Origin of the sequence: Escherichia fergusonii ATCC 35469 (assembly GCF_000026225.1) — a bacterium.
GTDB lineage: Bacteria > Pseudomonadota > Gammaproteobacteria > Enterobacterales > Enterobacteriaceae > Escherichia > Escherichia fergusonii.
In genome coordinates this window covers 2525559-2551653 of the sequence record NC_011740.1, presented here as the reverse complement: position 1 = coordinate 2551653, position 26095 = coordinate 2525559, and the positions used below count along the sequence as shown (strand labels likewise).

General features: G+C 48.7%; 28 protein-coding genes. 7 read left to right on the top strand and 21 right to left on the bottom strand.

The window, feature by feature from the left end; translation table 11 throughout:
• Positions 1–51: 51 nt before the first annotated feature.
• The gene (gene dsbG / locus EFER_RS12565; protein WP_024256501.1) at positions 52–798 is read right to left on the bottom strand and encodes a thiol:disulfide interchange protein DsbG; all 747 of its coding nucleotides are present in this window, start codon (positions 796–798) and stop codon (positions 52–54) included.
• Between the two features lie 372 nt (positions 799–1170).
• Here dsbG and ahpC point away from each other — a divergent pair, with 372 nt between their 5' ends.
• On the top strand, positions 1171–1734 hold the full coding sequence (gene ahpC, locus EFER_RS12560; RefSeq protein WP_000052799.1) for an alkyl hydroperoxide reductase subunit C: 564 nt from the start codon (positions 1171–1173) through the stop codon (positions 1732–1734).
• Positions 1735–1904: 170 nt separating this feature from the next.
• The gene (gene ahpF / locus EFER_RS12555; RefSeq protein WP_002431414.1) at positions 1905–3470 is read left to right on the top strand and encodes an alkyl hydroperoxide reductase subunit F; all 1566 of its coding nucleotides are present in this window, start codon (positions 1905–1907) and stop codon (positions 3468–3470) included.
• A 121-nt stretch (positions 3471–3591) separates the two neighbouring features.
• Here ahpF and uspG read toward each other — a convergent pair whose 3' ends face one another.
• The 5 genes from uspG to dcuC form a co-directional block, all read right to left on the bottom strand.
• Entirely contained in the window at positions 3592–4020 is a 429-nt protein-coding gene (gene uspG / locus EFER_RS12550) for a universal stress protein UspG (RefSeq protein WP_002431415.1), read from the bottom strand.
• 124 nt (positions 4021–4144) lie between these two features.
• Entirely contained in the window at positions 4145–4234 is a 90-nt protein-coding gene (gene yldA, locus EFER_RS24780; protein ID WP_000504924.1) for a small membrane protein YldA, read from the bottom strand.
• Positions 4235–4378: 144 nt separating this feature from the next.
• Complete coding sequence (rnk, locus tag EFER_RS12545) at positions 4379–4789, bottom strand: nucleoside diphosphate kinase regulator (protein ID WP_000089743.1); 411 nt, start codon at positions 4787–4789, stop codon at positions 4379–4381.
• A 198-nt stretch (positions 4790–4987) separates the two neighbouring features.
• Positions 4988–5794 carry a ribonuclease I gene (gene rna / locus EFER_RS12540; RefSeq protein WP_000771860.1) on the bottom strand — a complete coding sequence of 269 codons (807 nt, stop codon included), beginning with the start codon at positions 5792–5794 and terminating at the stop codon, positions 4988–4990.
• Between the two features lie 234 nt (positions 5795–6028).
• Entirely contained in the window at positions 6029–7399 is a 1371-nt protein-coding gene (gene dcuC, locus EFER_RS12535; protein ID WP_000955044.1) for an anaerobic C4-dicarboxylate transporter DcuC, read from the bottom strand.
• A 440-nt stretch (positions 7400–7839) separates the two neighbouring features.
• On the opposite strand from dcuC, the gene pagP reads away from it, so the two are divergent.
• Both pagP and cspE read left to right on the top strand, forming a co-directional pair.
• Positions 7840–8424 carry a lipid IV(A) palmitoyltransferase PagP gene (gene pagP, locus EFER_RS12530; protein WP_000237131.1) on the top strand — a complete coding sequence of 195 codons (585 nt, stop codon included), beginning with the start codon at positions 7840–7842 and terminating at the stop codon, positions 8422–8424.
• A 185-nt stretch (positions 8425–8609) separates the two neighbouring features.
• Positions 8610–8819: a transcription antiterminator/RNA stability regulator CspE gene (cspE, locus tag EFER_RS12525; RefSeq protein ID WP_000034825.1), complete on the top strand. Its 210-nt coding sequence runs from the start codon at positions 8610–8612 to the stop codon at positions 8817–8819.
• Positions 8820–8872: 53 nt separating this feature from the next.
• Here the strand turns inward: cspE and crcB are convergent, their stop codons facing one another.
• A complete protein-coding gene (gene crcB / locus EFER_RS12520; protein ID WP_000939755.1) occupies positions 8873–9256 on the bottom strand; it encodes a fluoride efflux transporter CrcB in 384 nt (127 codons plus the stop codon).
• 91 nt (positions 9257–9347) lie between these two features.
• On the opposite strand from crcB, the gene EFER_RS12515 reads away from it, so the two are divergent.
• Complete coding sequence (locus EFER_RS12515; RefSeq protein WP_000959103.1) at positions 9348–10136, top strand: deaminated glutathione amidase; 789 nt, start codon at positions 9348–9350, stop codon at positions 10134–10136.
• 128 nt (positions 10137–10264) lie between these two features.
• Positions 10265–10468: a twin-arginine translocase subunit TatE gene (gene tatE / locus EFER_RS12510; RefSeq protein ID WP_000503935.1), complete on the top strand. Its 204-nt coding sequence runs from the start codon at positions 10265–10267 to the stop codon at positions 10466–10468.
• 113 nt (positions 10469–10581) lie between these two features.
• Here the strand turns inward: tatE and lipA are convergent, their stop codons facing one another.
• From lipA to leuS, 13 genes are all read right to left on the bottom strand, one after another.
• Positions 10582–11547, bottom strand: coding sequence for a lipoyl synthase (gene lipA, locus EFER_RS12505; protein WP_000042647.1), 966 nt, complete (start codon positions 11545–11547; stop codon positions 10582–10584).
• A 178-nt stretch (positions 11548–11725) separates the two neighbouring features.
• Positions 11726–12376, bottom strand: a complete 651-nt coding sequence (gene lipB / locus EFER_RS12500) for a lipoyl(octanoyl) transferase LipB (RefSeq protein WP_000284048.1) — start codon at positions 12374–12376, stop codon at positions 11726–11728.
• A gap of 100 nt (positions 12377–12476) precedes the next feature.
• The gene (gene ybeD, locus EFER_RS12495) at positions 12477–12740 is read right to left on the bottom strand and encodes a DUF493 family protein YbeD (RefSeq protein ID WP_000850550.1); all 264 of its coding nucleotides are present in this window, start codon (positions 12738–12740) and stop codon (positions 12477–12479) included.
• Between the two features lie 105 nt (positions 12741–12845).
• Positions 12846–14057 (bottom strand): D-alanyl-D-alanine carboxypeptidase DacA, encoded by a 1212-nt coding sequence (gene dacA / locus EFER_RS12490; protein ID WP_000858708.1) that lies wholly within the window; start codon positions 14055–14057, stop codon positions 12846–12848.
• Between the two features lie 140 nt (positions 14058–14197).
• Complete coding sequence (gene rlpA / locus EFER_RS12485; protein ID WP_001224505.1) at positions 14198–15286, bottom strand: endolytic peptidoglycan transglycosylase RlpA; 1089 nt, start codon at positions 15284–15286, stop codon at positions 14198–14200.
• Positions 15287–15296: 10 nt separating this feature from the next.
• Positions 15297–16409, bottom strand: coding sequence for a peptidoglycan glycosyltransferase MrdB (gene mrdB, locus EFER_RS12480; RefSeq protein WP_002431418.1), 1113 nt, complete (start codon positions 16407–16409; stop codon positions 15297–15299).
• A gap of 2 nt (positions 16410–16411) precedes the next feature.
• On the bottom strand, positions 16412–18313 hold the full coding sequence (mrdA, locus tag EFER_RS12475; protein WP_000776205.1) for a peptidoglycan DD-transpeptidase MrdA: 1902 nt from the start codon (positions 18311–18313) through the stop codon (positions 16412–16414).
• 30 nt (positions 18314–18343) lie between these two features.
• Positions 18344–18811, bottom strand: a complete 468-nt coding sequence (gene rlmH / locus EFER_RS12470) for a 23S rRNA (pseudouridine(1915)-N(3))-methyltransferase RlmH (protein ID WP_000776098.1) — start codon at positions 18809–18811, stop codon at positions 18344–18346.
• Between the two features lie 3 nt (positions 18812–18814).
• Entirely contained in the window at positions 18815–19132 is a 318-nt protein-coding gene (gene rsfS / locus EFER_RS12465; protein ID WP_001161671.1) for a ribosome silencing factor, read from the bottom strand.
• A 258-nt stretch (positions 19133–19390) separates the two neighbouring features.
• Positions 19391–20032 carry a nicotinate-nucleotide adenylyltransferase gene (nadD, locus tag EFER_RS12460; RefSeq protein WP_000838875.1) on the bottom strand — a complete coding sequence of 214 codons (642 nt, stop codon included), beginning with the start codon at positions 20030–20032 and terminating at the stop codon, positions 19391–19393.
• Between the two features lie 3 nt (positions 20033–20035).
• Positions 20036–21067 (bottom strand): DNA polymerase III subunit delta, encoded by a 1032-nt coding sequence (holA, locus tag EFER_RS12455; protein ID WP_000620502.1) that lies wholly within the window; start codon positions 21065–21067, stop codon positions 20036–20038.
• Positions 21067–21648 carry an LPS assembly lipoprotein LptE gene (gene lptE, locus EFER_RS12450; protein ID WP_001269681.1) on the bottom strand — a complete coding sequence of 194 codons (582 nt, stop codon included), beginning with the start codon at positions 21646–21648 and terminating at the stop codon, positions 21067–21069. The genes holA and lptE overlap by 1 nt, the downstream gene beginning before the upstream one ends.
• A 14-nt stretch (positions 21649–21662) precedes the next feature.
• Entirely contained in the window at positions 21663–24245 is a 2583-nt protein-coding gene (gene leuS, locus EFER_RS12445; protein ID WP_001157890.1) for a leucine--tRNA ligase, read from the bottom strand.
• A 234-nt stretch (positions 24246–24479) separates the two neighbouring features.
• Here leuS and EFER_RS12440 point away from each other — a divergent pair, with 234 nt between their 5' ends.
• Positions 24480–24962: a zinc ribbon-containing protein gene (locus tag EFER_RS12440; protein ID WP_001044880.1), complete on the top strand. Its 483-nt coding sequence runs from the start codon at positions 24480–24482 to the stop codon at positions 24960–24962.
• 69 nt (positions 24963–25031) lie between these two features.
• On the opposite strand, the gene ybeQ is transcribed toward EFER_RS12440, so the two are convergent.
• Entirely contained in the window at positions 25032–26009 is a 978-nt protein-coding gene (gene ybeQ, locus EFER_RS12435) for a Sel1 family TPR-like repeat protein YbeQ (RefSeq protein WP_015953592.1), read from the bottom strand.
• Positions 26010–26095 lie beyond the last annotated feature (86 nt).

Here is a 26095-nt window from a genome sequence, read left to right as displayed (position 1 = left end):
TGTATGAGTAACCGATATGTTAATAAAAAATCAGCTACTCATCGGTGATATTTATTCCTCGCCCATAATGGTATTAAGCGTTTTATTATCTGGCAAACCTACCGCTTGTTGCAGAGTGTTGTCTTTGCTCATGTAATAGATTGCAGGTGTGACATTGGCCCCTAGATCATCCATCAACTTTTCATTATCTTTCAGAGTTTTCATCTGCTCCGACGTAATATTAGCAGTCACATTCAGTTGCAATTTACCTTCTGAAGATTCGTATTTACTCCAGGTGCTGGCGGGATCTTTACTGGCGAGAATAGCTGCTGCTGTAGCAGGACTTTCTGGTTTGATGACGCCGACCAGTAAGGTTCTTAGTTGTACTTTACCCGACTCTACCCAGGGGCGCGTCTGTTTCCAGAATTGTTTGCAATAAGGACAGAACGGATCGGCGAAAACGTAGACTATGACTGGCGCGTCTTTTTTACCGTCGAGGAGCCAGTGCGATTGTTCCATCCGTTGCCACATTTCGCGTCCGGCTGGCGCATAAATTTCTTTTTCGATAAGTGTATTGCTCAGGTTTTCACCTTTTTCGTTGTACATGTAGCCGGAGATAGCATGCTTACCATCGGGGGTCAGATAGATGGTGACGCCCATATCCTGATATTTCCCCAGATAGCCTTTCATGCCGCCGGGGGCGTCGAAAGGTTTTATTATGGTAATGCCTTGTTTTTCAATTGCTTTAACTGCTTCTGGTAACTCCTGTGCGAAGGCGATGGCAGGTAACATTGTCATTAAAAGTGACTTTTTTAACATTAATTTATCCTTTTCAGTCAGTGCAAAAATGAAGTAAAAGGCATAACCTATCACTGTCATAGGTAAGAGCTTAGATCAGGTGATTGCCCTTTGTTTATGAGGGTGTTGTAATCCATGTCGTTGTTGCATTTGCAAGGGCAACACCACAGCCTGCAGGCAGGCGCTGAAGATACCAAAGGGTAGTTCAGATTACACGGTCACCTGGAAAGGGGGCCCATTTTGCTTTTTATCGCCACTGGCGGTGCAAAGTTCACAAAGTTGTCTTACGACGGTTGTAAGGTAAAACTTATCGATTTGATAATGGAAACGCATTAGCCGAATCGGCAAAAATTGATTACCTTACATCTCATCGAAAACACGGAGGAAGTATAGATGTCCTTGATTAACACCAAAATTAAACCTTTTAAAAACCAGGCATTCAAAAACGGCGAATTCATCGAAATCACCGAAAAAGATACCGAAGGCCGCTGGAGCGTCTTCTTCTTCTACCCGGCTGACTTTACTTTCGTATGCCCGACCGAACTGGGTGACGTTGCTGACCACTACGAAGAACTGCAGAAACTGGGCGTAGACGTATACGCAGTATCTACCGATACTCACTTCACCCACAAAGCATGGCACAGCAGCTCTGAAACTATCGCTAAAATCAAATATGCGATGATCGGCGACCCGACTGGCGCCCTGACCCGTAACTTCGAAAACATGCGTGAAGAAGAAGGTCTGGCTGACCGCGCAACCTTCGTTGTTGACCCGCAGGGTATCATCCAGGCTATCGAAGTTACCGCTGAAGGCATTGGCCGTGACGCGTCTGACCTGCTGCGTAAAATCAAAGCAGCACAGTACGTGGCTTCTCACCCAGGTGAAGTTTGCCCGGCTAAATGGAAAGAAGGTGAAGCAACTCTGGCTCCGTCTCTGGACCTGGTTGGTAAAATCTAAATTTCCTTTGTCTTTCGCGCTACCAACTCCGGCGCGAAATACTTCGGAAATTCACCTAATTCTTCGGGTGCTGCGGCACCCGATTTTCTTCCCCGCACCATGATGCAAGCTGCATCCAGGTAGCCGCAGAGGCCGCTTGCATGATGATGTTTAAAGCCCAGGAGATAAACATGCTCGACACAAATATGAAAACTCAACTCAAGGCTTACCTTGAGAAATTGACCAAGCCTGTTGAGTTAATTGCCACGCTGGATGACAGCGCTAAATCGGCAGAAATCAAGGAACTGTTGGCTGAAATCGCAGAACTGTCAGACAAAGTCACCTTTAAAGAAGATAACAGCTTGCCGGTGCGTAAGCCGTCTTTCCTGATCACTAACCCAGGTTCCAACCAGGGGCCACGTTTTGCAGGTTCCCCGCTGGGCCACGAGTTCACCTCGCTGGTACTGGCGTTGTTGTGGACCGGTGGTCATCCGTCGAAAGAAGCGCAGTCTCTGCTGGAGCAGATTCGCCATATTGACGGTGATTTTGAATTCGAAACCTATTACTCGCTCTCTTGCCACAACTGCCCGGACGTAGTGCAGGCGCTGAACCTGATGAGCGTACTGAATCCGCGTATTAAGCATACGGCAATTGACGGCGGCACCTTCCAGAACGAAATCACCGATCGCAACGTGATGGGCGTTCCGGCAGTGTTCGTAAATGGGAAAGAGTTTGGTCAGGGCCGCATGACTATTTCCGAAATCGTCGCCAAAATTGATACTGGCGCGGAAAAACGTGCGGCAGAAGAGCTGAACAAGCGTGATGCTTATGACGTATTAATCGTTGGTTCCGGCCCGGCGGGTGCAGCGGCAGCAATTTACTCCGCACGTAAAGGCATCCGTACCGGTCTGATGGGCGAACGTTTTGGTGGTCAGATCCTCGATACCGTTGATATCGAAAACTACATTTCTGTACCGAAGACCGAAGGGCAGAAGCTGGCAGGTGCGCTGAAAGTTCACGTTGATGAATACGACGTTGATGTGATCGACAGCCAGAGCGCCAGCAAACTGATTCCGGCAGCGGTTGAAGGTGGCCTGCATCAGATTGAAACAGCTTCTGGCGCGGTACTGAAAGCACGCAGCATTATCGTGGCGACCGGTGCAAAATGGCGCAACATGAATGTTCCGGGCGAAGATCAGTATCGCACCAAAGGCGTGACCTACTGCCCGCACTGCGACGGCCCGCTGTTTAAAGGCAAACGCGTAGCGGTTATCGGCGGTGGTAACTCCGGCGTGGAAGCGGCAATCGACCTGGCGGGTATCGTTGAACACGTAACTCTGCTGGAATTTGCGCCAGAAATGAAAGCAGACCAGGTTCTGCAGGACAAACTGCGCAGCCTGAAAAATGTCGACATTATTCTGAATGCGCAAACCACGGAAGTGAAAGGCGATGGTAGCAAAGTCGTAGGTCTGGAATATCGTGATCGTGTCAGCGGCGATATTCACAGCATCGAACTGGCCGGTATTTTCGTTCAGATTGGTCTGCTGCCGAACACCAACTGGCTGGAAGGCGCAGTCGAACGTAACCGCATGGGCGAGATAATCATTGATGCGAAATGCGAAACCAACGTCAAAGGCGTGTTCGCAGCGGGTGACTGTACGACGGTTCCGTACAAGCAGATCATCATCGCCACTGGCGAAGGTGCCAAAGCCTCTCTGAGTGCATTTGACTACCTGATTCGCACCAAAACTGCATAAGAAGAAGTAAGATTCACCTGCAATTGCTTAGCCGCCGGGGTCAAACCTGGCGGCTTTTTTATTGCAATAAAAAGCCCTGCCGGGATGGCTCCGGGCAGGGCGGCATAAATATTTTTGTCTATTAGCGAACGACCAGTACAGGCAGATTAGCGTGACGGATCACACTGGAGGCGTTAGAACCTAACAGATGGGTTGAAATTGATGGATTACGCGAACCGATAACCACTACATCTGCATCGAGTTCTTTCGCTAACTCGTTGACTTCATCTCGCACGCTACCAAAACGGACATGTTGTTTAATGCGGGAAGGATCGATGGTGAAGTGGCTGACCATCGTTTGCAGACGTTCTTCAGCTTCATGTTGCAGATGCTCTTCAAAACGTCGCACATCAGCAGCAAAACGGTGCAGACTAAGGCTTGCAGCGCCCGGTAATACATGAAGTAAATGAATTACGCCGTCATCCTGGGCGAGAAATTCAGCGTGACGTACAGCTTTGTCACTTAACTCCATTTCAAAAACATCAACTGGCATAATGATTGTTTTGTACATAAGCATTCTCTCCTTGTTATTGCATGAATACATAACACCATATTATTGGTTTTGAATCTATCATTTGTATGATGGATTTTAATCTTTGTGATGTATAAACGGAGGAGAAGTGTTCAGCCCATTACTACCAGTGTTGCTCAAGGTATAACACTGCCGCAACGATGATCGCTGCAACTAAAATAAAAAAAGCAGTGATACCCAGCACTTCACCCATGGCTGCTTCCGCTCATCAATGACTTTGTACAGAGTAGTGCGCTGTAAAGCAGACAAGAATGATAAATATGGTTGATATTTGACCGCAAAGAGGATGCAGAAGCATCCTCTGGGCAAAGCGCACTGGCGCTTGTTCAGAATGGAATTAAAGCAGGTAGTCGCCAGCAGCTTCTGGCTGGTATTCCAGTTCCAGCACTTCAAGGTGCGTGGAGGTGCCGCCCGGCAGTTCCCAGTGGATGGTATCACCAACACGGAGTCCCAGGAGGGCTGCTCCCACAGGAGCCATTACGGAAAGTTGTGTGTTGCTGTCAGTCATTTTGGCCGGATAAACCAGCGTGCGCACACGGACTTCGCCATCGCTCAGATTACGGAATTTAACCCGACTATTCATGGTCACCACATCATTTGGCATGGTTTCAGGCGAGCACATCTGTGCGCGGTCAAGTTCCGCATTTAACGCATCGGCAATGGGCAGGCCAGCGTATGCAGGTTGTTCCAGCAGCATATCGATGCGTTCTGCATCAAGGTCGTTAATGATAATTGTTGGTCTGGACATTTGTTACTCCATGTCATCAGTGCTGCGAATGCCGCAGGTAAATACACCCAAAAGAAAACCCTCACCGTCAGGCGGCGAGGGTTTAACTCGTATGATGATACTGAGAGTTTAACACTCTTTGAAGTGATTCAGGTCACATTAAGGCAAATCCCATACATCCATAAGGTGAATGCTTTGTTGGAATCCCCTGCCAACACGTCAATAACCCACTTTATCAATGATAAATTGATTACCGCAATTCCCCGGGTGTGGCTGCGGTTGGAGGGAACTGGCAGATAATGGGGCGTTGATTTGGTTGGCGCGCAGGGAGATTTGAATCTCTGTCAGATAAGCCGGTTTGCCCTGACAGCTTAATTTTACCGCTTTGACGTTTTCACTTCCCCAGCTTTTGGCAATAGCAGCGTCAAAATCACTGCGCGAAACGGTTTTACCGTAATTTTCAACAAGGAACTCGCCAACGGCACTGCTTTTGAATTCTTTATTCAGGCGTACCATAGTCTCGAAGTAAGCATCCGGATCGAAGCCAAAACAGGCCCCATGTTTGGCGTATTCATAGCGTTCCAGGCATGAACGCCCGCCTGCTCCGGGCATCACTTCGCTAAGTCTGGCTGCTGTTTCCAGAGATAATCCAGTTTCAGGAGAGGAACACTTCCGGCTGGCACGTACTTCAGGAAAATTTGGAATAGGGCGAGTGGCACAGCCATAGCGCATCCAGCGTCGCTCATCAACTCCGCGTGCCGCTACTGATTTTGGCAAGCCAGGCCAAAGCCCGTGAACAGTCAGGAAAGCGGATTTATCTTCGGTTTCTTTTTGCAAACGACATTCGACAGGTTCTTTGCGCCCACGGTCATGCTGGCTTTGACAAAAGCCTGTTTGCCAGGAGAGTGCCAGAACATAGCGATCGAAATCAGCATACTGCTTAGGCTGTAGTTCGTCAGCACGAGCAGAGGTGAAGGGAAGCAGTGAGATAGCCAATAATGTGCAGGAATATCTGAGTAATTTCATGATCAATCCGAAACATATACAAATGCTGAATATTATCTATTGTAACCATAAAAAAGCTCGTCGGGCGTGTTTACCCGGCGAGCCTGATACTTTATTCAACAGTGGTCAGAAAATCAGTTCAACATCCTCAGAATCGACCAGCCAGTATGGCTAATCATTTTTTCATTCATGGACCGCAGCGTATTTACCATGGTTAAGAAGGAGCGCGCCGGAGAGGCCTCCGGCGACGCATTTTTAGGCTGCAGCTCCAGGAACCAGGATCTCAGTGGCGATTATCACAATCAATAACCCCACCAGTACCGGTACAGAAGTGCGTTTTACTACTTCGAAGGGGGAGATTTTTGCCATCCCTGCCACTGCAACAACCACGCCAGAAACCGGTGAGATGGTACGTCCCAGGTTGGATGCCTGTAGCATAGGAATCGATAAATAAGCCGGATTGATTCCTGATGAATGGGCCAGTTTGGGGATCATCTCAACAAAAGCATAGAACGGCGCATTACCCGATCCGGTGGTCATCGCTGCCAGCATGGTTAAAATTACCAGAACCAGCATCAGAATAATGCTTGCCGAGCCAAATGAGGTGGCAATGGAAATCAAGCTCTGGATAAAGCCGATTGTGCTCAACCCTTGAGCAAAAACCCCGGCAGCAACCAACAACATTACTACACTGGCAAACGCATCTGCCATGCCGCGATACGCCACTTCCAGCCCGGAGAAGACTTTCTGGGTATCAAAACCACGAACAAATTCCAGTACGGCAGCTAACAACATACAAATAACCAGAATGGTAATGATGTGCAGCTGTGGCCCCCATTTGCCGTCAAAAATCAGAACACCGATGATCGGGGTAAACGGCAGAATGGCGTAAAACGCCGGAGCCGTAGTGGTGATTTCGTTGACGTCCAGCATCTCATGGGAGATATGTTCTTTCTTATCGAGATAGCGCTGCCAGAAAAAGTGGGCAATCGCCATACCAATGATTGCCGCTATAGAAATGGGCAGCGTTGTTTTAAAGGCAAAATCAATTAATGGCATTTCTGCGGCTTCTGCTGCCAGAACCACATCGCCAGAAGTTGGAGAAAGAATGATTGCCGCAGGAGAGGCACATATAGCGGCCGCCGCACCACGACTGATACCAACGTTAACCATTACCGGGAATAAGGTCGCCATTAACAACACACCAAGCCCTGTCGCAGAGGAAACCGCAAGAGACATCAGGCAAGCGACAAAATAAGCTGCAATCATCAGCAAATAAGGCGAGTTAATATACTGCAATGGTTTGGAAGCCAGCTTTACAACCATATCATTGGCACCAATATGAGTCATGTACGCAGCAAATCCGCACAACATCATAATCATCATGCCAAGGTCGCCGCCACGACTCATCAGTAATATCTTAATATATTCAACGATATCAGTCGCTGAGTAACCAGTACTGGTGGCGCTGGACGGCAGTACTTTGTGGCCCATCAAAGCGCTAATAATCAATAACGCCAGACCGCCGACAAAGAGTACGCCAGTGGCGGAATACCCCTTAATAATGTAGCGGGCAACACCCACTATAACGATTACCCCAATCAGGAGTTCGATAAAAGTTAACATTGTTTCCCCTGTGTTCAAGTCACCAAAAATTTAAAAAGTAAAAAAATCTTAATTGAAAGGGGAATATGCCTAATAAACGACAGGAGCTTGCTGATTAAAATCAATTTTCAGAAAATTAGATGTGTTTTCATTTGAGGTTTTATGTGCTGCCTAAGTCAATTAAATATTCTTAATGGCGGATTTAATGTTCTTCGTCTTTGTTGCTTAATTGATATGAAAATGATGGTTTTTTGTTTTATTGCACGTAAATAGTGGCGGGTGAGAGTATTCTTAGCTGGAGAAGTGACCAGGAAAAAGATATGCTTTTCCAGGTGGTATCAGCAGAAATATCCTGTTATATCCATCATAATATAAAAGTTGAATATTCTTATTGGTATTAGCTGTTTTATTTGAACACTTTGTTCAGGGTGATTATTACAAATTAATTCCTGAGCTTATTCATGGTAATAACGATCTTGATAATTGCAAAAAAATATCTGACTTATCTGATAATTGTAATTGCAACACAATTATCTCTTGTTCATCAAGTTATTGCCGGAAGTCATTCTGGCTGGTGGCAAACGTTAGGTAACAACGTAGCGGAAACCTGGCAACAACCTGAACATTACGATTTATACATTCCAGCGATCACCTGGCATGCACGTTTTGCTTACGATAAAGAAAAAACGGATCGTTATAACGAACGTCCTTGGGGTGGTGGCTTTGGACAATCGCGTTGGGACGAAAAAGGTAACTGGCATGGCTTGTACATGATGGTCTTTAAAGATTCATGGAATGAATGGGAACCTATTGGCGGTTATGGCTGGGAAAGCACATGGCGTCCGTTTTCAGATGACAATTTCCATGTTGGATTGGGCTTTACCGCAGGTGTGACGATGCGGGATAACTGGAACTACATTCCACTCCCTGTGTTGTTACCTTTGGCGTCAATAGGCTATGGCCCTGCCACTTTTCAGATGACGTATATTCCCGGAACCTACAACAACGGTAATGTGTACTTTGCGTGGATGCGTTTTCAGTTCTGAAGTCCGATATACGACATGAATAAGATAAAAAAGTCTTAAAAAACAATAAATAAACTGATTTTACTGAAAAATAACGCGACATTTATCACTTTTTAGTAAAGTTAGACTGGACAAACCGTACCACAATTGGTGTACTGGTAACCGACACAGCATTTGTGTCTATTTTTCATGTAAAGGTAATTTTGATGTCTAAGATTAAAGGTAACGTTAAGTGGTTTAATGAATCCAAAGGATTCGGTTTCATTACTCCGGAAGATGGCAGCAAAGACGTGTTCGTACACTTCTCTGCAATCCAGACTAATGGTTTTAAAACTCTGGCTGAAGGTCAGCGCGTAGAGTTCGAAATCACTAACGGTGCCAAAGGCCCTTCCGCTGCAAACGTAATCGCGCTGTAAGCGAACGTCAGCAAGATTTCAAAACCCGCTTCTGAAGCGGGTTTTTTTTGTCTTTAATTCGCGGTCGATGCAGAAAAAATCCAGAATGCCAGGGCGGTCATGGCAAACGATCCCAGCAGATTGACCAGCACATTTAACATCGCCCAACCAAAGCGCCCTTCCTGCAACAAAAACACGACCTCTGCAGAAAATGTAGAGAATGTTGTCAGGCCACCGCAAAAACCCGTAGTGATCAGCACCTTCCAAACTGGATCGATATTTGTCATGCGACTGAACCAGGCAAAGCCCATTCCGATGATGAATGCGCCAAGTAAATTTGCCGCCAGTGTTCCTAATGGAATTGCCTGATGCAGGGGGTTAAAGCGCATACTCAACATCCATCTCGCCACGCTACCTGTTCCACCGCCAATAAAAACTGCTAAAAGAAGTTGTAACACTGCAAAATCCTGCTATTTGATTTGTATAACTGATGAGTTTAACGCCGTTTATTCATCTTTGGCGAGTCTGATAAATCAGGCAGGAGGGATTATGCTGGTTGCCGCAGGGCAGTTTGCCGTTTCACCCGTATGGGAAAGGAACGCAGAAACATGTGTATCGTTGATGGAGCAGGCCGCCGAAAGCGATGTCTCTCTGCTAGTTTTGCCGGAGGCGTTGTTGGCTCGGGATGATCTTGATCCAGATTTGGCGGTGAAGTCCGCTCAACCTGTTGAAGGGGATTTTCTTGCACGGTTACTACGCGAGAGCAAACGTAACACGATGACTACTGTGCTGGCGATACATGTGCCTTCAGTTCCTGGCAGGGCGTTCAATATGCTGGTCGCGCTGCAAAGAGGAAAAATTATTGCCCGGTATGCCAAGTTGCATCTCTATGATGCTTTTGCCATCCAGGAATCACGCAATGTTGATGCAGGAAAATCACTACCACCATTACTGGATGTTGACGGAATGAAGGTTGGGCTGATGACGTGCTACGATTTACGCTTTCCTGAACTGGCGTTGGCCCATGCGTTGCAAGGAGCAGAAATATTGGTCCTGCCGGCAGCCTGGGTGCGTGGTGCGCTGAAAGAACATCACTGGTCCACACTGCTGGCGGCACGGGCGCTGGATACTACCTGTTACATGGTCGCTGCGGGGGAGTGTGGAACACGCAATATTGGGCAAAGCCGTATTATTGATCCTTTTGGCGTTACGCTTGCAGCCGCAGCAGAAATACCTGCATTGATTATTGCTGATATATCCGCTGAGCGCGTTCGCCAGGTCAGGGCACAATTGCCCGTTTTAGCCAACCGCCGATTTGCGCCACCGCAATTGCTGTGATGTTTTTTTAAACAATGCTTGATTCACCTTGTTACAGATTGCTATTGTGTGCGCGCGTCGAATGACCGTTAATATTCTCAGGGTTTATAGGCGTGATTTGTCGCCTGGTTTAAGTGAAGAAGGTATCTATGGGTGAGATTAGTATTACCAAGTTGCTGGTTGTTGCAGCACTGGTCGTCCTGTTGTTTGGTACGAAGAAGCTACGCACATTGGGCGGTGACCTCGGTGCTGCCATTAAAGGTTTCAAGAAAGCGATGAATGATGAAGACGCGGGTGCGAAGAAAGACGCAAACGGCGATCTTCCGGCAGAAAAATTAACTCATAAAGAGTAAAAGGTTGAGCAGGAAGCTCCCTTAATAAATCTGCAAATAATAAACCCGCGATGAAATGCGGGTTTTTTTGATCACTAAATGTAAGTAATTGTTAGGCGGTAACCTGATCAGAATTACTTCACTTCAATACCTTTAGCCTGCAAATCTGCATGGTAAGAAGATCGCACAAAAGGCCCACAAGCAGCATGGGTGAAGCCCATCGCCAGTGCTTCAGCTTTCATCTCTTCAAATTCGTCCGGGCTAACGTAACGCTGAACCGGCAAGTGATGACGGCTTGGCTGTAAATATTGCCCCAGAGTCAACATGGTTACACCATGCCGACGCAGGTCACGCATCACTTCAATGATTTCTTCATTCGTTTCACCCAGACCTACCATCAAGCCAGACTTGGTTGGGATCTCAGGATGTGCTTCTTTAAAGCGCTCCAGCAGCTTCAGTGACCAGTTATAGTCAGCCCCGGGACGAACCTGGCGGTAGATACGTGGTACGTTCTCCAGGTTATGGTTGAATACGTCTGGTGGCGTTGCGGTGAGGATATCCAGCGCACGATCCATGCGACCACGGAAGTCAGGCACCAGCGTTTCAATTTTAATTGATGGGCTTTTTTCGCGGATAGCAGTAATGCAATCGGCAAAGTGTTGCGCACCGCCGTCACGCAGATCATCACGATCCACGGAAGTAATCACGACATAGCGTAGAGCCATATCTGCGATGGTTTGTGCCAGTTTCACAGGTTCATTGGCATCAGGAGCAACCGGGCGACCATGTGCTACGTCGCAGAAAGGGCAGCGGCGCGTACAAATCGCACCGAGGATCATAAATGTTGCTGTTCCGTGATTGAAACATTCCGCCAGGTTGGGGCAGGAAGCTTCCTCGCAGACAGAATGCAGGCCATTTTTGCGCATTGCGGCTTTGATGCCCTGGATACGGGTGGAGTCCGCTGGAAGTTTGATTTTCATCCATTCCGGCTTACGTAGCAGGGCTTCGCGCTCTGTTACCACGTTTTTAACCGGGATAAGGGCCATCTTATCGGCATCGCGGTATTTAACACCGCGTTCCATCACAATGGGTTTACTCATAGCGTGCGTGTTCCAGTTGCGAATATCGAGGGAAAACGTTTCAATTCAAACGATTGTTGTAATTATCAACTAATTTTGAATTAACGACTGGCAGTATATCATTGAAACTGCCTTTAAAGCAGCCTGACTGGTCGCTAAAATGTAAAATAGTTGTTGTTTTGTGCCATTTCAGCAGTGCTTACTGTTGAGAAAAAGTAACGTACTCGTAAGGTGGATTATTCAGCAACGCTAAAATGTTTGCCAACAAGCGTGGGGAAATCGTATCGGTGGTCGCCTCACTTTGCCATTGCGCAACTTTTGCCATCTCCATGCCGGCATAGCCACAGGGGTTAATCCGCTGGAAAGGCTCGAGGTCCATATTGACGTTTAATGCTAACCCGTGAAATGAGCAGCCGCGGCGAATCCGTAATCCCAACGAACAAATTTTCTTTTCTCCTACATAGACGCCCGGAGCATCAGCACGTGGGTGAGCGTCAATTCCAAGTTCTGCAAGAGTATTAACCACAGTTTGCTCAAGTAAAGTCACCAGTTCACGCACGCCCAGTTTGCGACGTTTCAGGTTAAGCAGCACATACATCACCTGCTGTCCAGGGCCATGGTAGGTTACCTGGCCACCCCGATCGCTTTGAATCACTGGAATATCGCCCGGCATTAACACATGCTCTGCTTTTCCGGCCTGACCCTGAGTAAAAACAGGGTAATGCTCAACCAGCCAAATTTCGTCAGGAGTGTTTTCATCGCGGGTATCGGTGAATTCATGCATTGCCTGGGAAACCGGCTCATAGGGCTGTAGGCCGAGCTGGCGGACGAGAATTTTATCCTGATACAAAACGGCATCTCCGTGGAGAATGAGTAAAAGAGGGGAAAAAGTATATCACAGTGAGGAGAGGGGAGTTACCCGACCAGGGGCCGGGTAACGGAGATGCGAATTACAGAACCATGCGGACAATATCGATTTTGCCCAGCTCTTCATACAGTGTTTCAACCTGCTCGATATGAGTGGCGTTGATGGTGATAGATACCGAGTGGTAGTTGCCTTTGCTGCTTGGTTTTACCGTTGGGGTGTAGTCACCTGGCGCATGGCGCTGTACCACTTCAACCACCTGATCAACCAGCTCAGGTAACGCCTGCCCCATTACTTTGTAGGTAAAAGGAGTAGGGAATTCAAGCAGTTCGTTAAGTTTGGTTTTCATGTCAGCTCCGGCGTAACGTAATTAAATAGCAACTCCCGCCTGAGCGGGAGTTTTACTGATGCTTAGTATATGGGGGCGGAAATCACACTTTCAAGTGTTCGATTTTTAACCAAACCAGTGATGGAACATTAACTTAATGTAATCAATGATCTTGCCGAAAAAGTTACCTTCCGGGATTTCCTGCAGAACAACCAGCGGACGTTGTTCGATTGTTTTACCGTCAAGCTGGAAGTTGATGGTGCCGACAACCTGGTTTTTCTGCAATGGTGCGTGCAACTCTGGCGTATTCAACACATAACTGGCTTTCAGGTCCTTCAGACGGCCACGAGGGATAGTCAAATACACATCTTTATCAACACCTAATGATGCGCGATCATTATCGCCAAACCATACCGGTTCAGACGCAAACTCTTTGCCGACTTTGAGCGGGTTAACTGTTTCAAAGAAACGAAAGCCCCATGTCAGCAACTTTTTGCTTTCTGCCTCACGGCCTTTAAATGTACGACCGCCCATTACCGCAGAGATTAAGCGCATCTGACCTTCGGTTGCGGATGCTACAAGGTTATATCCGGCCTGATTCGTGTGGCCTGTCTTGATACCATCCACATTCAGGCTGTTATCCCACAGCAGGCCGTTACGGTTCAACTGGCGAATACCGTTAAAGGTGAACTCTTTTTCTTTATAAATTGCGTATTCGTTGGGAACATCACGAATTAATGCCTGACCGATCAGCGCCATATCACGTGCTGAACTGTACTGACCTTCAGCATCAAGGCCGTGTACGGTTTCGAAGTGGGTATTTTTCAGCCCCAGAGCGTTCACATAACTGTTCATCAAGCCAACGAACGCATCCTGACTGCCCGCCGCGTAGTCTGCCATTGCCACACAGGCATCGTTACCTGATTGTAGGTTAATACCGCGGATTAATTGCGACACAGGTACTTGCATTCCAGGCTTCAGGAACATCAATGAAGAACCTTTAAATACCGGGTTACCCGTTGCCCAGGCATCATTGCCGATAGTCACCAGGTCAGTTTCTTTAAACTTACCGGCTTTCATTGCCTGACCGATGACATAGCTGGTCATCATTTTAGTCAGACTGGCGGGATCGCGGCGTGTATCGGCGTTCTGTTCTGCCAGAACTTTGCCAGAGTTATAGTCGATCAGGATCCAGGCTTCGGCATCGATTTGTGGTGCGCCTGGGATCATTGTTTTGATATTCAGGTCATCAGCGTGCGCGCCGGAAATAGCGGCTGTACACAGCGCAGTGGTGAGCGCGAGGCGCTGCATAAAACGAGCGGAGAAAGTGGTCTTCATGGTCAGAACTACGACATCCGTGGTGGAATTAATAAAAAGTGCCCTACTATAGCAAACGCTATACCGCCCGGCATCTGACTTTCCGCGTGACTTTGTTAACGTCGTTTACAGAAATTGACAGTTCAGATGCCAGATTTACGCTATTGCGCAACGGTGATAAAGGACTGTAATTGAGCTTCGGATTGCAGTCGCTGCTGCAGTGCGCTGGCTTCTGTTCTGTTAGCAAATGGTCCTAACTGAATGCGCCATACCGCGCCATTTTGTGTTACTCGCCCCGGCACGCCAAATTTCTGCGCTAACTGTTGCTGGTATTGTTGCGCACGGGACTGGTCGCTGACTGCACCAACCTGCACCATAAAACCACTGCTGGCAGCGGGAGTCGCGGCCTGCGGGGTGATCATCGCCGGGGTAGACGTTGGCGTAGTGTTAACGGGTTGTGGTGCAGGAGTTGGTGTTGGTTCGCTGCCTTCCAGTACACCCGGTGCTAACGTTGTGGGAGCACCAAGAAAACCACTGCTGGTAACAGGTGCTCCGAGTGAATTATCACTTTGCAACGTAGAGTTGCTAATCGGCAGGACATCACCTTGCGGTTGTACTGCGTCAGGCGTTGAAGTGCTGCTCATTCCCCCACTTAAATCCGGGCGGGGAGGCAGGACATAGGTTTGTTTGGCAACAGTGGTACAGGCCATACCCGGGCCAGACATTGAACCATCCTGCGCCACAATAATAGGATCAACACGGACTTTAGTGTTGTTCGAAGTATTGAGTCGATCTGCCGCTGCACGCGAAAGTGCAATGACGCGATCACTGCCAAAAGGCCCACGATCATTAATACGCACTACAATCATGCGACCATTTGCCAGGTTAGTGATTCGCGCGTAGCTGGGAATCGGCAACGTGGGATGTGCGGCAGTGAGTTGTGTCGAATCAAACATTTCGCCGGAAGCGGTCAGATTGCTACCTGATTCTGTATCGTATATTGCCGCCAGACCGGCCTGACTAAAGCGTGAAGGGTCCTGAACGATTTTATAGCTCTTACCGTCGCGCTGATAATCCTGGTTAGCCGTCGCAATTGGTGATTCGAAACGAGGTTCCGCTCCGCTGATTTCAACGATCGGGCCATTACATACCGCTGGTTGCGGTACTGTCGTCTGTTGCTGACCATCATCGTTTGTACACGCCGCGAGCATTCCTGCCGCGATGCATATCCCGAGCCACTCCTTACGCATTGCGCACCCCTTATACGCTTTTCGACAACATTTTTCGGTGGGTATGGATCGACATAACAATCCCGAACCCGGCCATCAGCACGATGAGTGCTGAGCCTCCATAACTGACCAGCGGTAGCGGTACGCCAACAACTGGCAGAATACCGCTCACCATACCAATATTTACGAAGACATAAACGAACAATATCAACATTAAACCACCTGCCATTACACGACCAAAAGTAGTCTGTGCTCTGGCAGCAATCCATAATCCGCGCATAATCAGTAGAATATAGAGCGCAAGCAGAATTAAAATCCCCACTAATCCTAACTCTTCAGCCAGTACCGCGAAGATAAAGTCAGTGTGGCGTTCGGGTAAAAATTCAAGCTGTGACTGAGTGCCGTGCAGCCAGCCCTTCCCGCGTAATCCGCCTGAGCCAATAGCAATTTTAGACTGAATAATGTGATAACCAGCACCCAATGGATCGGATTCCGGGTCGAGCAGCATCATTACACGCTGTCGCTGATAATCATGCATCAGGAAGAACCACAAAATCGGAATAAATGCCGCTACCAGCACGACAGCAACACCAATCAACCGCCAACTCAGGCCGGAAAGGAAAAGCACAAACAGACCAGAAAGGGCGACGAGGATTGACGTTCCCAGGTCCGGTTGCGCAGCTACCAGCAACGTTGGCATAAAAATAAGTACCAGCGCGATAGCTGTATTTTTCAAGGAGGGAGGACAGACATCACGGTTGATAAAACGCGCTACCATCAACGGTACAGCAATTTTAGCAATCTCCGATGGCTGAAAACGAACGATACCAAGATCCAGCCAGCGCTGGGCACCTTTAGAAATTGCGCCAAAGGCATCTACTGCCACCAGCAAAATAATACAGATGATATAGAGATAGGGGGCCCAGCCTTCATAGACGCGCGGTGGAATTTGTGCCATCACGACCATAATCACCAGCCCGATCGCAATCTGGCCGATTTTACGTTCCATCATGCCGATATCCTGGCCGCTGGCGCTCCAGATAACCAGTGCGCTGTATACCAATAAGGCCAGTAAAATGAGCAACATTGTGGGATCAAGATGGACTTTATCCCAGAATGTTTTTTTATTCGGATTATCCGTCATGGTCATTGATCCTCCGCCGCTGCCACTGCCGGATTCTCCGCAGGCAGAACGGTGTTGTTATCACCGAGCATAATGTGATCAAGAATTTGTCGCATTAGTGTACCAACCGCCGGACCAGCACCGCCGTTTTCCAGAATCATGGCAACCGCGACTTGTGGGTTATTGTACGGTGCGAATGCGGTCATCAATTTATGGTCGCGCAGTCGCTCAGCAATTTTATGTGCGTTATAGGTTTCATTTGCTTTCAGGCCAAAGACCTGGGCCGTACCGGATTTTGCGGCAATTTTATATGGCGCACTGGCAAAGTATTTATGTGCTGTGCCATTGGCACGGTTAGCCACACCATACATACCGTCTTTCGCCAGTTCCCAGTAACCAGAGTGAATATCACCCACTGGTGGTTCATGTGGTTGCACCCAGGGCACTTTTTTACCATTTTCAGCAGTGCTCATTAACAGGTGTGGAACCTTCACAATGCCATCATTAATCAGGATCATCAGCGCCTTACTCATCTGAATAGGTGTTGCTGTCCAGTAACCCTGACCGATGCCTACAGGAATGGTATCGCCCTGATACCACGGTTTTTTAAAGCGTTTTTGTTTCCATTCGCGCGTCGGCATATTACCGGAACGCTCTTCTGCAAGGTCGATACCTGTATACTCACCGTAACCAAATTTGGTCATCCATTCGGAAAGGCGGTCAATACCCATGTCGTAGGCGACCTGGTAGAAGAAGGTATCCGCTGACTCTTCCAGTGATTTGGTGACGTTAAGATGACCATGCCCCCATTTTTTCCAGTCGCGGTAGCGTTTTTCAGAACCTGGTAGCTGCCACCAGCCTGGGTCGAACAAACTGGTGTTGCGGGTGATTACCCCTGCACTTAAGGCAGAAACAGCAACATACGGTTTAACCGTAGACGCTGGTGGATAAACGCCTTGCGTGGCACGGTTAACCAACGGGGTATTAGGATCGTTCAACAAAGCGGAATACTCTTTGCTGGAGATACCATCGACAAACAGGTTAGGGTCGTAGCTCGGTGTTGAGACCAGAGCCAGAACCCCACCGGTGCGGGGATCCGTAACGACCACCGCAGCACGGCTTCCTGCCAGTAACGTCTCAATATACTGTTGCAGTTTCAGATCAAGCGTCAGGTAAATATCATGACCAGCCTGTGGCGGTACTTCTTTAAGCTGACGAATTACCCGGCCTCGGTTATTAACTTCGACCTCTTCATAACCTGTCTGACCATGTAATACGTCTTCGTAATAACGTTCAATGCCGAGCTTGCCGATATCGTGTGTCGCGGCATAATTAGCCAGTTTGTTGTCATTATTTAACCGTTCGACGTCTTTATCGTTAATTTTTGCCACATAACCGATGACATGGGTTAACGCCGAACCATAGGGATAGTAGCGGCGTTTATAGCCTTTAACTTCCACCCCAGGAAAACGGTACTGATTCACCGCAAATCTCGCCACCTGAACTTCGGTCAGGTTGGTTTTAACCGGAATTGATGTAAAGCGGTGGGAACGAGCACGCTCTTTTCTAAATGCGGCGATATCGTCATCAGTCAGATCAACGACACTACGCAAGGCATCCAGCGTTTGCTGCACGTTCTCGACTTTCTCCGGCATCATTTCAATCTGGTAAATGGTGCGGTTGAGTGCGAGAGGAATGCCATTGCGGTCGTAGATAATGCCGCGACTGGGGGCAATGGGCACCAGCTTTATACGGTTTTCGTTGGAACGAGTTTGATAGTCAGTAAAACGGACGATTTGCAGATTATATAAGTTGGCAATCAGCACGCCAGTCAGCAGCAATATGCCTAAAAAAGCGACCAGCGCCCGACGTACAAAGAGGGCGGACTCTGCCGTATAGTCGCGAAAAGAGTTCTGTAGTTTCATCCGCAGCGTTTTCTACTCAAGGCTCTATGATCACTCTCGGTGATAAGGGTGATTAGTGGTGATGCTCCACGCCCGATACAGACTCTCTGCAACCAACACACGTACCAACGGATGTGGGAGCGTTAATGCAGAGAGTGACCAGCTTTGTTCTGCAGCTGCTTTACAAGCGGGAGATAATCCCTCTGGCCCGCCAATTAACAGACTGACATCGCGTCCGTCCAACTTCCAGCGTTCCAGTTCGGCTGCCAGTTGCGGCGTATCCCAGGGCTTCCCTGGGATATCCAATGTAACAATCCGATTTTTGCCTGCGGCAGCCAGCATCTGCTCACCTTCTTTCTCGAGAATGCGCTTGATATCTGCGTTCTTGCCGCGCTTGCCCGCCGGAATTTCTACCAGCTCAAAAGGCATATCTTTAGGAAAACGCCGCAGGTACTCGGTAAACCCCGTCTCAACCCAGGCGGGCATTTTTGTACCAACAGCGACAAGTTGCAGCTTCACGCATTAGCTCCAGAGTTTTTCCAGTTCATACAGGCGGCGACTCTCTTCCTGCATCACATGGACAATCACATCACCGAGGTCAACGACAATCCAGTCTGCGCTGTTTTCACCTTCAACACCAAGCGGCAGCAAACCCGCGGCGCGAGACTCTTGTACTACGTGGTCAGCAATTGACATCACATGGCGACTGGAGGTGCCAGTGCAGATAATCATGCAATCGGTGATGCTGGATTTACCCTGAACGTCTAAGGTGATGATGTCCTGACCTTTAAGATCATCAATTTTGTCGATAACAAAATCCTGGAGTGCTTTACCCTGCAAGTTTTCCCCCTGGGTGATTAACAATAGCTAAAATGGTCTGTCAGTATACCTGAACCAGAGGCGATTTCGGGACAATTGTCGCCGAATCGGCTGTCGAAAGTGGGCTATCATCCCACCCCGCGCCATAGAATGCATCGCCATTTTTGTAAAACAATTTCTACAACGCTCTGCATAGCGGAAAAAGTCTGGCTGCGGAGAATATCAGGCTGCATGGGGGTGTCAATGGCGGAAATGTTCCGCCTGGTAAAAAAGAGAAATTTACCGATAGAGGCCGTGCTGATTAATGTACTCCAGCACTGATTCTGGCACTAAATCTTCGCAGGATTCTCCTTTCATCAGCCTCTCACGAATAAGTGATGCAGAGATATTAAGCCATGGAGTTTCAGCAAGATAAATTTTGCCTGCCGGTGATGAGTGCAAATTTTCCGGGTTATAGGTCATATGCCGCTCCAGCCACTGTTGGTATTTTGGTGAGGCCATTTCCATAGAGTACCCAGGACGGCGGCAGACAATTAAATGAGCGTTGTCGAGAATGCTCTCGTAATCATGCCATGTTGGAAGTGTTAGCAGAGAATCCTGACCAATGATGAACGCCAGTGGAGCATCCGCACCTTGTTCTTCGCGCCACGCTTTGAGTGTTTCAGCAGTGTACGAAGGGGTATTGCGTAACAATTCCCGCTCGTCCAGGGTAAAAAGAGGCTTGTCGGAAATCGCCAGAGCGAGCATCTCTTTACGCTGCACAGAAGTTGCTTCAGGTTGTGGGCGATGCGGGGGGACATTGTTGGGCATGATAATCACCCGTGATAGGGCAATCAAATTTGCCAGCGTTTCTACGGGAATAAGATGACCATAATGCACCGGATCGAAGGTGCCACCAAACAACGCCTGTAAAGATTTCATTTTTTAACCATCAATGAATACATCAGCCAGCGCTTTATGACAAAGCAGCAGAGAAAGTCCTTCAAGTTCTGCCCATACTGACTGACCATAATCTTGTTTGAGAGTAATTTCTGTCCGTGTAAGTAATTGAACAGCCTGGCGTAACTGTGCCTGACTCAGGCGATTTAACGCCTCGCCCATCATGCCCCGGCGGTTCTGCCAAACGCGATGTTTATCAAACAACGCACGCAGTGGCGTATGGGCAGACTGGCGTTTCAGGTTAACCAGTAACAACAGTTCTCGTTGTAATGTGCGCAACAAAATAACCGGCTCGCTACCTTCCAGACGCAGTTGCTGAAGAATATGCAGCGCGCGCTTACTTTTGCCCATCAACAAAGCATCAACCCAATGAAAAGGGGTGAAATGCGCGGCATCATTCACCGCCTGTTCAACGCGCGGTAAGGTCAGTTTGCCGTCCGGCCAGAGCAGCGATAAACGCTCCAGAGCCTGGGCCAGCGCCAGCAGGTTACCTTCATAACAGTAGCAGAGCACCTGATTTGCAGCGTCATCCAGTTCTAAGTTGAGCTGTTTTGCACGCGCAGCAACCCAGCGGGGAAGCTGAGCCTGCTCCGGTGTTTGACAGGTCACCTGCACGCTTCGATTAGCAAGAGCAGTAAACCAGGCGGCATTTTCTTGCGCTTTGCTTAATTTATTACCGCGGACGATCAACAGCAGATCGTCATGCAGAAGTCCGGTGAGTGTGAGAAGTTGTTCATTGATCGCCGCATTCGGTCCGTTTTCTGGTAACAACAGCAAAAGCGTTTGTCGACTGGCAAACAGACTCATGGCCTGGCATAACGAAAATATCGCATACCAGTCTGTGTTGGGATCAATGGAAAAAGTGTGGTGTTCTTCGAATCCGTGTGCCGCAGCGACCTGACGAATAGCGTCCTGGCTTTCCTGCAGTAACAGAGGATCGTTACCAAGTAAAAGATACGCCGCGCGCAGCCCTTCATTGAGCTGCGCGCGGAGTTGTTCTGGGTACAACCGAATCATCAGTTACCCAGCGTGGTGGAGACGCGTGCAGGTGTTGCCGGGGTATCCGTTGTGGTCGACGTCTGTTCTTCATCGGAACGAATATCCGCAGCACGGATGCTTGGCAGCTTACGAATCAGCTGTTCGGCAGCACGGTCGTACATCTCTTTTACGATCATGTCTTGTTCGTTATCTTTCGCTAACGCCATTTGCGGGTTATCAAAGAACGAACGGAAGACCTTGGCGCTAATCGGGTAGATGTCACGGCCGGGGATCAACACGGTCGCATTGACCGTCATGATCATCTGATACTCTGCTGTTTGACCGTTACGGAATACCGATGCGGTATCTTTCGCGATGCTCACTTTACCCAAACGCAGGGATGGAACGTCCTTACGAGTGGTTTCTTTATTAAGCAACTCGACACCGTTCAGACGTAACTGGTTACGTACCGCACGACTTAACGGCCCGTTCGGGTCGCCAGAGTCCAGGATCATGACCTTCATAGTGGAAGGAACCTGCGTAGTATCACGCAGATGCCAGCCACACCCGGCGGTGATTAACACCGCCAGAGATAACAACAATGTTGCCAGATATCGCACGCTTCCTCCCGCGCTTAGCCAACGACCAGATTGAGGAGTTTACCCGGTACGTAAATCACTTTACGCACGGTAACGCCATCAAGATATTTTGCTACCAGATGTTCCTGGCCAGCACGTTCGCGAACCTGTTCTTCCGTTGCGTCCACCGGAACAGTGATTTTGGCACGGACTTTACCGTTAACCTGCACCACCACCAGGGTGGAATCTTCTACCATCGCTTTCTCGTCTGCAACCGGCCACGGCGCGTTGTCGATATCGCCTTCGCCTTTCAGCTCCTGCCACAGCGTGAAGCAGATGTGCGGGGTGAACGGGTTAAGCATACGGACTACCGCCAGCAGCGCTTCCTGCATCAGGGCGCGATCCTGCTCGCCATCGGTCGGTGCTTTCGCCAGTTTGTTCATCAGCTCCATAATTGCCGCAATCGCGGTGTTGAAGGTCTGACGACGGCCGATATCATCGGTCACTTTAGCGATAGTTTTATGAACATCGCGACGCAGTGCTTTCTGATCTTCAGTCAACGCGTCGACGTTCAGTGCTGCAACATCACCTTTTGCAGTGTGCTCGTAAACCAGTTTCCAGACACGTTTCAGGAAGCGGTTAGCCCCTTCCACACCAGACTCCTGCCATTCGAGAGTCATATCCGCCGGAGAAGCAAACATCATAAACAGACGAACGGTGTCCGCGCCGTAACGTTCAACCATCACCTGTGGGTCGATACCGTTGTTCTTCGACTTGGACATTTTGCTCATGCCGGTATAAACCAGTTCATGGCCTGCCGCGTCTTTCGCTTTCACGATACGGCCTTTCTCGTCACGTTCAACGATAGCATCAACTGGGGAAACCCAGTTACGCTCGCCGTTTTCGCCAACATAGTAGAAGGCATCCGCCAGCACCATACCCTGACACAGCAACTGTTTTGCTGGTTCGTCAGAGTTCACCATGCCTGCATCACGCATCAGTTTATGGAAGAAGCGGAAGTAGAGTAGGTGCATAATGGCGTGTTCGATACCACCAATGTATATATCCACCGGCAGCCAGTAGTTGGCCGCTTCGGAATCCAGCATACCTTCTTTGTACTCAGGGCAAGTGTAGCGCGCATAGTACCAGGAGGACTCCATAAAGGTGTCGAAAGTATCGGTTTCACGCAGCGCAGGCATACCGTTAACGGTGGTTTTCGCCCACTCAGGATCAGCTTTGATTGGGCTGGTAATGCCGTCCATCACCACATCTTCTGGCAGGATCACCGGCAGCTGGTCGTCCGGGGTAGGCATTACAGTACCGTCTTCCAGCGTCACCATCGGAATTGGCGCGCCCCAGTAACGTTGACGGGAAACACCCCAGTCGCGCAGGCGGTAGTTCACTTTACGCTCGCCAACACCCATCGCAGTCAGTTTATCGGCGATGGCGTTGAAGGCTGCTTCATGATCAAGACCGTTGAACTCGCCAGAGTTGAACAGCACGCCTTTTTCGGTCAGGGCTTGCTGAGAAAGATCTGGCTCAGAGCCGTCAGCTGCCAGGATAACCGGCTTGATGTTGAGGCCGTATTTAGAGGCAAACTCGTAGTCGCGCTGGTCGTGACCCGGAACCGCCATGACTGCGCCGGTGCCGTATTCCATCAATACGAAGTTTGCTGCCCAAACCGGAATTTCTTCGCCCGTTAATGGATGAACCGCTTTAAAGCCAGTATCGACGCCTTTTTTCTCCATCGTTGCCATTTCAGCTTCTGCAACTTTGGTGTTACGGCATTCGTCAATAAAGGCCGCCAGTTCAGGATTATTTTCCGCCGCTTTTTGTGCCAGCGGATGACCTGCCGCTACCGCCAGGTAGGTACAACCCATAAAGGTGTCCGGGCGGGTAGTGTAAACGGTCAGCGTGTTGTCATAGTCGTTAACGTTGAAGGTGATTTCCACGCCTTCGGAACGACCGATCCAGTTACGCTGCATGGTTTTAACGGTGTCTGGCCAGTGATCCAGTTTATCCAGATCGTTGAGCAGCTCGTCAGCGTAAGCGGTGATTTTGATAAACCACTGCGGGATCTCTTTACGCTCAACTTTGGTATCGCAGCGCCAGCAGCAGCCGTCGATAACCTGTTCGTTCGCCAGTACGGTCTGGTCGTTCGGGCACCAGTTGACCGCAGAAGTCTTCTTATATACCAGGCCTTTTTTATACAGCTCGGTGAAGAATTTCTGTTCCCAACGGTAGTATTCCGGCGTACAGGTTGCCAGCTCGCGGCTCCAGTCATAACCAAAGCCCAGCATTTTGAGCTGGTTTTTCATGTACGCGATGTTGTCGTACGTCCACGGTGCTGGCGCGGTGTTATTTTTCACCGCTGCGCCTTCCGCAGGCAGACCAAACGCGTCCCAGCCGATCGGCTGCAGAACGTTTTTGCCCAGCATGCGCTGGTAACGGGCGATCACGTCACCGATGGTGTAGTTACGTACGTGGCCCATGTGTAGTCGACCAGAAGGATAGGGAAGCATAGACAGGCAGTAATACTTCTCTTTGCTCTCGTCTTCTGTTACTTCAAATGTGCGCTTCTCATCCCAGTGAAGCTGTACTTTGGATTCTATCTCTTCCGGGCGGTATTGCTCTTGCATGGCAGCCAGTGGTCCTGTTTTCAATACGGCTACAAATGTAGCGCTGAGGTGGTTTTTCAGATCCGCATAGCATAGCCCAAACGTCCGCGTCAAAACAGCCTTTCACGCACTCGACGTTGAAATGATGCCCGGATTATTCATACATTAATTTACAGAGTTTGTGGGCGTAATAGCAAAGCAAGGAACAAAGAACGTCTATTATTATAGTCAGTTAACGACCCGGGAGATGAAACGATGAACAAGGTTGCTCAATATTACCGTGAACTGGTCGCGTCACTGAGCGAACGCCTGCGTAATGGTGAACGTGATATCGACGCACTGGTGGAACAGGCGCGCGAGCGCGTAATAAAAACAGGGGAGTTAACGCGAACCGAGGTTGATGAGCTGACGCGAGCAGTCAGACGTGACCTGGAAGAGTTCGCCATGAGCTATGAAGAGAGCCTGAAAGAAGAATCTGACAGCGTCTTTATGCGGGTGATTAAAGAAAGCCTCTGGCAGGAACTGGCGGACATTACCGATAAAACGCAACTTGAGTGGCGCGAAGTTTTCCAGGATCTCAATCATCACGGGGTTTATCACAGCGGGGAAGTCGTAGGTCTGGGGAATCTGGTCTGCGAGAAATGTCACTTCCATCTCCCAATCTACACACCGGAAGTGCTGACGCTATGCCCGAAATGCGGGCATGACCAGTTCCAGAGACGCCCGTTCGAGCCTTAATGATCTGATTTCGCACGCCAATAACGAAAATTTGGGCCGAATAAAATTCCCCGGCCCTTGTTTTTATCTCTACAGTAAATCTTCAATCTCACGGATTTTTTGACTGACATCCCTGGTACCGGATGACTGAACTTTACGATACAGGTCGAGAGCCTGTCGGAGATCGACAGGTCTTCCTTCTCCGTAATGATACATAATGGCAAGGTTATACCAGGCAGTGGCGTTATCGCATTCAGCGGCTTTCGTAAACCATTCAAAGGCGGCCTGATAATTCTTCTCAACGCTTTGACCGTGTTTATACATATAGCCGATGTTAACGTAAGCGTCGACGCTTTCCTGAGCGGCAGCCTTCAGATACCAGTACATTGCTTGCTTATAGTCCTGGTCAACCCCTTCGCCAACGTTATAATCCCACGCAATTTGAAATTGAGCGTGCCGATTACCTTGCTGTGCGCTTTTTAAATACCAGAATGCGGCAAGAGCTTTGTTTTGGGCAACACCTTTACCGTCTTCATAAAGATCGGCCAGATTGTCTTGTGCGTAACTATGGCCTTGTAATGCAGCTTGTTTGTACCAGAACAATGCCTGCGCATAATCTTGTGTGACTCCGTTGCCATTTCTGTAAATCCACCCAAGATTATTTTGCGCATAAGACATTCCGCTCTCCGCGGCTATCTGATACCAGACAACCGCTTCTTTATAGTTGGGGTCTTCTCCACGATCCAGTATCCAGCCAAGGGCGTTGGAAGCGAAAGTATGTCCTTGTCGGGCTGCTTTTTTCAGCCAAAAGATGGCTTGTTCATTATCTTTATGACAGCTTTTATCCTCGGAGTATTTCCGCCCTAAGGAATATTGTGCTTCACAATGGCCTTGCTCAGCGGCCAGCTTCAGCCAGTAAAAGGCCTTTTCGTCGTCCGGAGAGTCAACTGCGCTATCGCGATTATAATAAAACCCAACAATATATTGTGCTTCACTATCTCCTTTTTCAGCACGTTCGATAATCTCATCTATTGATAAATTATCGCAGCAACTTGATGTAAAAATCATTATCATTTCCTTATGGTTACGGAGAAAATATATTATATTTTTATGTATTCCATTTTTGCGCAAGTCTTATTTTATGCGTATTATGT